At 58.5% G+C, this 7093-nt stretch carries 8 protein-coding genes and 3 pseudogenes; 9 read left to right on the forward strand and 2 right to left on the reverse strand.

The features are described from left to right. Window positions 1-102: 102 nt before the first annotated feature. Together C9413_RS24955 and C9413_RS24960 are read left to right on the forward strand one after the other, a co-directional pair. Window positions 103-285: pseudogene (locus C9413_RS24955) on the forward strand (ISL3 family transposase); the annotation flags it as partial. 148 nt (window positions 286-433) lie between these two features. Next, entirely contained in the window at window positions 434-667 is a 234-nt protein-coding gene (locus C9413_RS24960; protein WP_040114753.1) for a hypothetical protein, read from the forward strand. 56 nt (window positions 668-723) lie between these two features. Here C9413_RS24960 and C9413_RS24965 read toward each other — a convergent pair. Next, a pseudogene (locus C9413_RS24965) lies at window positions 724-813 on the reverse strand (bacitracin ABC transporter ATP-binding protein); the annotation flags it as partial. A 13-nt stretch (window positions 814-826) separates the two neighbouring features. Next, window positions 827-952: pseudogene (locus C9413_RS33805) on the reverse strand (thiamine pyrophosphate-binding protein); the annotation flags it as partial. Window positions 953-1083: 131 nt separating this feature from the next. On the opposite strand from C9413_RS33805, the gene C9413_RS24970 reads away from it, so the two are divergent. The 7 genes from C9413_RS24970 to C9413_RS25000 form a co-directional block, all read left to right on the forward strand. Next, window positions 1084-1695 carry a glutathione S-transferase gene (locus tag C9413_RS24970; RefSeq protein ID WP_040114754.1) on the forward strand — a complete coding sequence of 204 codons (612 nt, stop codon included), beginning with the start codon at window positions 1084-1086 and terminating at the stop codon, window positions 1693-1695. 60 nt (window positions 1696-1755) lie between these two features. Beyond that, on the forward strand, window positions 1756-3822 hold the full coding sequence (locus C9413_RS24975; protein ID WP_040114755.1) for a pyridoxamine 5'-phosphate oxidase family protein: 2067 nt from the start codon (window positions 1756-1758) through the stop codon (window positions 3820-3822). Between the two features lie 126 nt (window positions 3823-3948). After that, complete coding sequence (locus C9413_RS24980; protein ID WP_170251042.1) at window positions 3949-4497, forward strand: carboxymuconolactone decarboxylase family protein; 549 nt, start codon at window positions 3949-3951, stop codon at window positions 4495-4497. Window positions 4498-4561: 64 nt separating this feature from the next. Beyond that, a complete protein-coding gene (locus C9413_RS24985; protein ID WP_040114757.1) occupies window positions 4562-5026 on the forward strand; it encodes a DUF1348 family protein in 465 nt (154 codons plus the stop codon). A gap of 29 nt (window positions 5027-5055) precedes the next feature. After that, a complete protein-coding gene (locus C9413_RS24990) occupies window positions 5056-5373 on the forward strand; it encodes a hypothetical protein (protein ID WP_223844122.1) in 318 nt (105 codons plus the stop codon). A gap of 144 nt (window positions 5374-5517) precedes the next feature. Continuing rightward, window positions 5518-6408, forward strand: a complete 891-nt coding sequence (locus C9413_RS24995) for a LysR family transcriptional regulator (RefSeq protein ID WP_040114758.1) — start codon at window positions 5518-5520, stop codon at window positions 6406-6408. 256 nt (window positions 6409-6664) lie between these two features. Then, on the forward strand, window positions 6665-7093 hold a 429-nt coding region (locus C9413_RS25000; RefSeq protein WP_170251043.1), incomplete at its 3' end, for an alpha/beta fold hydrolase.

Below are 7093 nucleotides of genomic sequence, written 5' to 3' on the forward strand. Positions count from 1 at the left end.
AATTTTCCTGGCAGTTATGAAATATGTGTTATAGTCCAACGGTGCGAGTCGGCTCAAGTCGGCCAGTGAACGTCATCAGCTGCGGTCGATCGCGCGGTCGACCGAGTTTTGCGTCGTGACATTGACGCCGTCACAACGCAATCGAACTTCCGTGGAGCGACGGCTAGGTGGAAGGCCACATCAATCCGCCTGAAGACGATCAAGCGTGCAATGTATGGCAGAGCAGGTCCAGAGGTCGTTAGAGCGGGAATGCTGCCCCCTCAGCAGCACGACCACAAAATTTGAGGAACACCCCGTTTTACTGCCAAACCACACTGAAAACCAAGAGGTCTACTAATAACGGCGTGCCTCCGGTACCTCATAAATTGGAATTTAATTTCGACACGCTTCATCTCATTAATTGTGATCCCTCACTGATACAATGGAGCATGTGATGACTTCCGCCCGTGTCGAATGCGCCAGAACCTCCATCACAGATCGTGCCCCGTTCAGCGACGTCGTCCCGGAAAAGCTGACATCGGTGGACAGGTGGACACGCAAGGCGGAAGAGGTATTGCGGCTGGAGGCCGCTGGTAAGTCGGTAGACTGCATCGCCGAAGAGCTTGGATTGAGCCGTGCAAGCGTGGTAAGGGTATTTCGGTTCGTCGAGCGCGCTGCCGCAGCATAACCGGGCGGAAAAGGTGCGCTATGCGGATCGATGGAGGATTGCAGGCATGCGTCTGCGGCCCGACCCATGTCTACTCGCTCCCGTTGTCCTCCAGACAGCTGCCGGGGATAGTGGTCCAGCAAGGGCTAAAGGCCCAGGATAATTGCGACATCGGCCACTCTAGTTTGCTTTCCGCGCATTATCGGGGATCGACCGCTGAGGCACGACAACCTGGATGATGGACAGGCTGTTCAGGTTTTCTTTGGCGCCATCCATGGCTTCCTCCAGTTCGCCATAGGTATGCACGTTCTCGGGATTATTGCGTCAGCCGTAATTATGAACTGCGAAACTCGGCCGTTCTCACGGGCGAACGATTATTGCACCTTCGAGACGCGGATCGGGAATGAACCCATCCGAGAATGTCTCAGGAGCAGCTCATGAAACTTTATCACCATCCTCTGTCAGGGCACTCGCATCGGGCCCGTTTGTTCGTCTCGCTACTTGGTCTGCCCCACGAACTGGTCGAGGTCGATCTGAAATCTGGCGCGCACAAGAAGCCGGAATTTCTGAAGCTGAATCCGTTCGGCCAGGTGCCGGTACTGGAAGACGATGGCGTGGCCATCTCCGACAGCAATGCCATCCTCGTTTACGTCGCCAAGAAGGCTGCGCGCACCGATTGGCTTCCCGAAGACGCCCAGGGCGCCGCCGCCGTTCAGCGCTGGCTATCGGTTGCCGCCGGGGAGGTGGCCTATGGTCCTGCAGCGGCACGGCTGATCACCGTCTTCGGTGCCAAGTACAACCCTGAAGAGGTGATTGGGCGCGCTCATGCGCTGCTCGGCAAGCTCGAAAGCCACCTCACCGACCGCACCTGGCTTGTCGGCAATGGGCCGACGATCGCGGACGTTGCGATCTACAGCTACGTGGCCCGGGCGCCAGAGGGGAACGTCGATCTCACCACCTATCCGGCTGTCGATGCCTTTCTCCGCCGTGTCGAAGCGCTACCAGGCTTCGTTCCGTTTGTTCAAACGCCAGTCGGCCTTGCTGCTTGAGCCGGGATACGGGCGTGCGGCTGCGTGCGCCCGATCTTTATTTTTTCGGGGAGACAGGACATGAACGAGACCTTGAAGGCGCTGCCGGTCTGGCACGCAGGTGAGACCTATATTCAAGAGAAGGTCGGCGTCGCCGAACGCATGGCGGCCGTCGGTCAGCGTGTCATTCGCGACTTCATGCCCGATCAACATCGCGACTTTTACGCTCAGCTACCATTCATCGTGCTGGGCAGTGTCGACAGGCGAGGCGACGCCTGGGCGACTTTCCTTGAGGGCCACTCAGGCTTCATGTCCTCCCCATCGTCAACCATCCTGAATATCGCGGCCAGAAGCGATGCCAGCGACCCCGCGAGCGCAGGTTTGGCCGAGGGCCAGCCCATCGGCCTTCTCGGCATGGAGATGCACACAAGGCGGCGCAACCGCATGAACGGGATCATCTCGAATTCAGCCGACGGTTTGCGCGTGGACGTCGACCAGAGCTTCGGAAACTGTCCGCGATATATCCAGTTGCGCGATTTTGAATTTGCGCGCGAGCCGGGCGAAGCGTTTGCCGGCTCTGTCGAAGACCTGTCCGTCCTCGACAACGCAGCGCGTGCCATGATCGCGGCGGCAGATGCGTTTTTCGTCGCCTCTTTCGCTGATCGCGAGGATCGACGCCAGGTCGATGTGTCTCATCGCGGCGGCAAGGCTGGTTTTGTTCGCGTTGCGGGCGACGGGACACTGACGGTCCCGGACTTCGATGGAAACATGTTTTTTTCAACCCTCGGAAACATCCTGTTGAACGGCAAGGCGGGGCTTGTGTTCGTCGATTACGCCAGTGGCGACATGCTGCAGATGACCGGTGACGCCGAGGTTATCCTGAACTCACCCGAGATCGCGGCTTTTCAGGGAGCCGAACGGCTGTGGACCTTTAAGGCGCGCCGCATTGTTCGCCGTCGCAACGCGCTCGCGCTGCGCTTTGCCTTCCGGCAAGACGGATGGTCTGCCAATTCCTTGATGACCGGAGATTGGGCGCAGGCAGCCGACCGGCTGCGTGCCGCGGAGCTTGCCAGTCAGTGGCGCGCTCTGACAGTGACGAAGATCGTCGAGGAAAGTGCCTCGATCCGTTCGTTTCACCTTCAGCCGGCCGATGGGGCAGGTTTGCTGCCGCATATTGCCGGGCAGCATTTGCCGATTCGCATCAGCGTCCCTGGCGCCGATAAGCCTGTCATCCGGACCTATACCCTGTCCGTTGCGCCTTCGGACGGTCTCTACCGCATCAGTGTCAAGCGAGACGGTGCAGTGTCCCAACACCTCCACGATCATATCCGCGTCGGCGACACGATCGAAGCGCGGGCGCCGGCCGGCGCCTTCACCATCGATGCCCGCGCGATCCGCCCGGCGGTGCTGCTTGCCGGTGGGGTGGGGATTACCCCAATGCTCGCCATGTTGCGCCACGTCGTCTACGAGGGACTGCGCAAGCAGCGCATTCGGCCGATCATTGTTTTTCATGCGGCACGTTCCAGACAGGAGCGTCCGTTCGACCGGGAAATCGCCGAGCTTGTGAACGCCGCGCAAGGCGCTGTCAGGCTCATCCGAGTCTTGAGCGATGCCAGTGGCGCTGAAGAAGGCGTTGACTACGATGTGATCGGGCATATCAACCTGGCGCTGCTCTCCCGCCACTTGCCGTTCAACGATTATGATTTCTACGTTTGCGGGCCGCCGCAGTTTACCCAGTCACTATACGACGGGCTGCGTGGTTATAATGTCGCCGACGGGCGCATCCATTCAGAGGCGTTTGGCCCTTCGTCGCTGAAGCGAGTGTTCGACGCCTGGTCGATCGTGACCCCTCGCCTGCCGCCATCCTCTAAACCTGTGCCGGTCGCCTTCGTGGGATCGCTGAAAGAGGCGCGCTGGACGCCCGATTCCGGCACATTGCTGGAACTGGCGGAAGCGCGTGGCCTGAGCCCCGAATTCAGTTGCCGGGAAGGAAATTGCGGAACATGTCGCACCAAGCTCACCAAGGGTGCGGTGACCTACGTCAAGGAGCCAACGGCGACGATTGCCGAAGGCGAAGTGCTGCTGTGCTGCGCCGTTCCTGCTGAACAGGAGAGCGATGAGGAAAACCGGATCCAGCTCGAACTCTGACACGCGTCATTGATGCGTCTGACGCAAGGGTATCTTCCGCCTTTTCGAGGTTCATCATCCGACAAAATCGGAGCATCTTATTCGGGACGAAACGGAAGCCTTTGCAACCAAATCAAGGAGATAGACATGTCACGAATTCCGACGCCTGCCACAATCAACGATGCGCCCGAAGCCTCGCGGCCTGTGCTCGAAGCCATCCAGAAGCAGATTGGTTCTGTGCCGAACATCTTCCGCCTGGTGTCGAACAGCCCAGCGGCTTTGAGCGGCCTGACGGCCCTGCAGGGTGCTCTCGGTAAGGGTAAGCTGCCTCCGGCCACCCGCGATCGGATCGCGCTGACCATGGCCGACGCCAATGGTTGTGACTACTGCCTTTCCGCACATACCTATACTGGCACAAAGTTTGCCAAGCTGGACGAGACCGAAATCGAAGCGAACCGCCGCGGCACCTCGAATGATCCGAAGGCCGCCGCCGCTGTCGAGTTCGCCCGCGCCCTTGTCGACGATCGCGGCTCGGTGGCGTCAGTCGAAATCGAAAAGGTCCGCGCCGCGGGTTACAGCGATGCTGAAATCGTCGAAATCATCGCTCATGTCGCGCTGAACACATTCACCAACTACATCAACGAGGCCCTGGGCACCGAGATCGATTTCCCGCGTATCGATCGCCTTGCAGCATGATCAATTAACGGGTGGTCGCCTGCCTGCCCGCCCAACCCTTTCCCAATCTACAAGGAGTAAAACTATGTCTCGTCCGCCACTTCCCCCTTTCAATGAACAGAGTGCTATCGAAAAGGTACGTCTTGCCGAAGATGGCTGGAACAGCCGCGATGCCGCCAAGGTGGCGCTTGCTTATACGGTCGATACGCGCTGGCGCAACCGCGCCGAATTCGCAACCAACCGTGCCGAGGCTGAGGCCTTCCTGACGCGCAAATGGAACCGCGAGCTCGATTATCGCCTGATCAAGGAGCTTTGGGCCTTCCAGGGTAACCGCATTGCCGTTCGCTATGCTTATGAATACCACGACGACAGCGGCCAGTGGTTTCGAGCCTATGGCAACGAGAACTGGGAATTCGCCGAGGACGGGCTGATGCGCGCGCGCCATGCCAGCATCAACGAGCATCCCATCACGGAGGCTGAGCGCAGGTTCCGCTGGCCACTCGGACGCCGGCCTGACGATCATCCAGGGTTGAGCGACTTCGGCTTCTGACCGAGGCCCGGATCAAGGAGGTCACGGCCATGACAGGTTTCAAAATCGATGCTAAGGCGAGGCTGTCGATCGAACTCGCGCTTACCGCCGGACGCCGTGATCCCATTTTTGTCCGGCAGCAGGAAAAGGACGCGAAGGCGCTCGGCATGACCGGCGCGGAAATCGATTTAGCCCGCAACGGCTCGAGCTTCGATTTCCAGCTGTCCAGAGCGATGGCTTTGGCACTTTCATCGAACGCCGAAAACCGCGAGCGCGGGATGAAAGCCGGTCTGGACGCACAAGCCTGTGCGGACATTGAAAGGATCGCGGCGTCTTATATCAACCGATCTCAGTTGAGATCCGCATAAGCCACCACCAACGCTTCTTTTATGACATCTCCAGTTATGTCATTGGTATCAATCTCGAAACGGTCTTGCTCAATCCGTTTCGGGATTCATACAATTTTGAGCAACGGTCACGTCGAAGCAGCACGAGCAATCTTTGGGGGGCGTATGGATCGATGGCAGGCAATGCGGATTTTCGCAAAGGTTGCGGAGATGGAAAGTTTTGCGGATACGGCGCGCCACATGCATATGAGTGCACCCGCGGTGACGCGGGCTGTTGCAGCACTTGAAGATCTCATTGGTGCCCGCCTGTTCGTTCGCACGACGCGATCCGTCAAGATGACCGAGGCAGGCACACGGTATTTCGAGGATTGCCGCCGCATATTGGCCGATATCGCCGAAGCGGAGGCTGCCGCGGGTGGTTCCTACGCGACCCCGACCGGTACGCTGGCGATCACGGCCTCGGCCTTGTTCGGACAGATGTATGTGCTGCCCATTGTAACTGAATTCCTGAATACCTTCCCGACCATGCATGCAAGGACCCTGTTTATTGATCGCCCCGTCAACATTGTCGAAGAAGGGGTCGACGTGGCCGTTCGCATCGGCCACCTGCGTGATTCCGGTTTCTCTGCTATCAAAGTGGGTACTGTGCGGCACGTCATTTGCGGATCCCCGAGTTATTTCGAAAGCCACGGCGTTCCAACCACCCCGGCCGACCTCAAAAACCATCGCATTGCGGCGTCAACAAGCGCCTGGGCATCGCCGGAATGGCGTTTTGCGAATGACCAGCGTGTAATGATCGACCCGATACTTCAGTGCAATACGAATGAAGCCGTGATAACGGCGGCCCGAGCAGGGTGGGGTTTGACCCGGGTTCTGCATTACCAGATCGGCCCGGCACTCATTGCGGGGGAATTGCAGATCGTCCTCAGCGACTATGAAGAACCACCGATGCCGATCCATATCCTACATCCGCAGGGGCGGCACGCGCCAGCCAAGGTTCGCGCCTTCGTGGACATGGCAGCGGCCCACCTGCGGGAAAACCGGCTCTTAAACTAGATTGAGGCCGGCTCGGGCCAAATTCATCGCTTTCCGATGATGCTTGGCTCCTATCGGGCATAACTCGATCAACATCTTGCCAAATTCGCACCGATCAAAAGGGAAAGGATCCGGCCTTAATTTTCAGGTGAGTGCGTTCATTGTTTCATACGATGTAATTATCACTTCCGAATTGAGCGGATTATCATTTTTTTGCTCATGGATATGTTGGTCTTCAAGCCAGTCGTAGCTGGCCTCAAACCCCAAGGAGACCACCATGAAACGCCTGATCCTGACCCTGATGCTCGCAACTGTCAGCTTCGCCCCACTGTCCTTTGCCGCGTCGTCCACGCCCGACCAAGCAGCCACGCAGCAGGCTCCCGTCACCGTTCATTACCGGACGGCCGCTATCGCCGGTGTGAACATCTTCTATCGTGAAGCGGGTCCGAAAGACGGTCCGGTGGTCGTTCTACTCCATGGTTTTCCGACATCGTCCCATATGTTCCGTAATCTCATCCCGCTTCTCGCCGATCGCTATAGGGTCATCGCTCCAGACTACCCGGGCTTCGGCCAGAGTGACGCCCCCGATCACACCAAATTCGTCTTTTCCTTCGGCCATTATGCCGATCTCGTCGATGGGTTGCTCGATCGGCTCGGTGCCAAGAAATATTCCATGTACGTGATGGATTACGGCGCACCCGTTGGC

Source organism: Rhizobium sp. SEMIA 4085 (genome assembly GCF_013004495.1).
Lineage (GTDB): Bacteria > Pseudomonadota > Alphaproteobacteria > Rhizobiales > Rhizobiaceae > Rhizobium > Rhizobium gallicum.

Coding starts and splice junctions, on each gene's coding strand:
- C9413_RS24960 (WP_040114753.1), top strand. CDS start 434: ATGACTTCCGCCCGTGTCGAATGCGCCAGAACCTCCATCACAGATCGT.
- C9413_RS24970 (WP_040114754.1), top strand. CDS start 1,084: ATGAAACTTTATCACCATCCTCTGTCAGGGCACTCGCATCGGGCCCGT.
- C9413_RS24975 (WP_040114755.1), top strand. CDS start 1,756: ATGAACGAGACCTTGAAGGCGCTGCCGGTCTGGCACGCAGGTGAGACC.
- C9413_RS24980 (WP_170251042.1), top strand. CDS start 3,949: ATGTCACGAATTCCGACGCCTGCCACAATCAACGATGCGCCCGAAGCC.
- C9413_RS24985 (WP_040114757.1), top strand. CDS start 4,562: ATGTCTCGTCCGCCACTTCCCCCTTTCAATGAACAGAGTGCTATCGAA.
- C9413_RS24990 (WP_223844122.1), top strand. CDS start 5,056: ATGACAGGTTTCAAAATCGATGCTAAGGCGAGGCTGTCGATCGAACTC.
- C9413_RS24995 (WP_040114758.1), top strand. CDS start 5,518: ATGGATCGATGGCAGGCAATGCGGATTTTCGCAAAGGTTGCGGAGATG.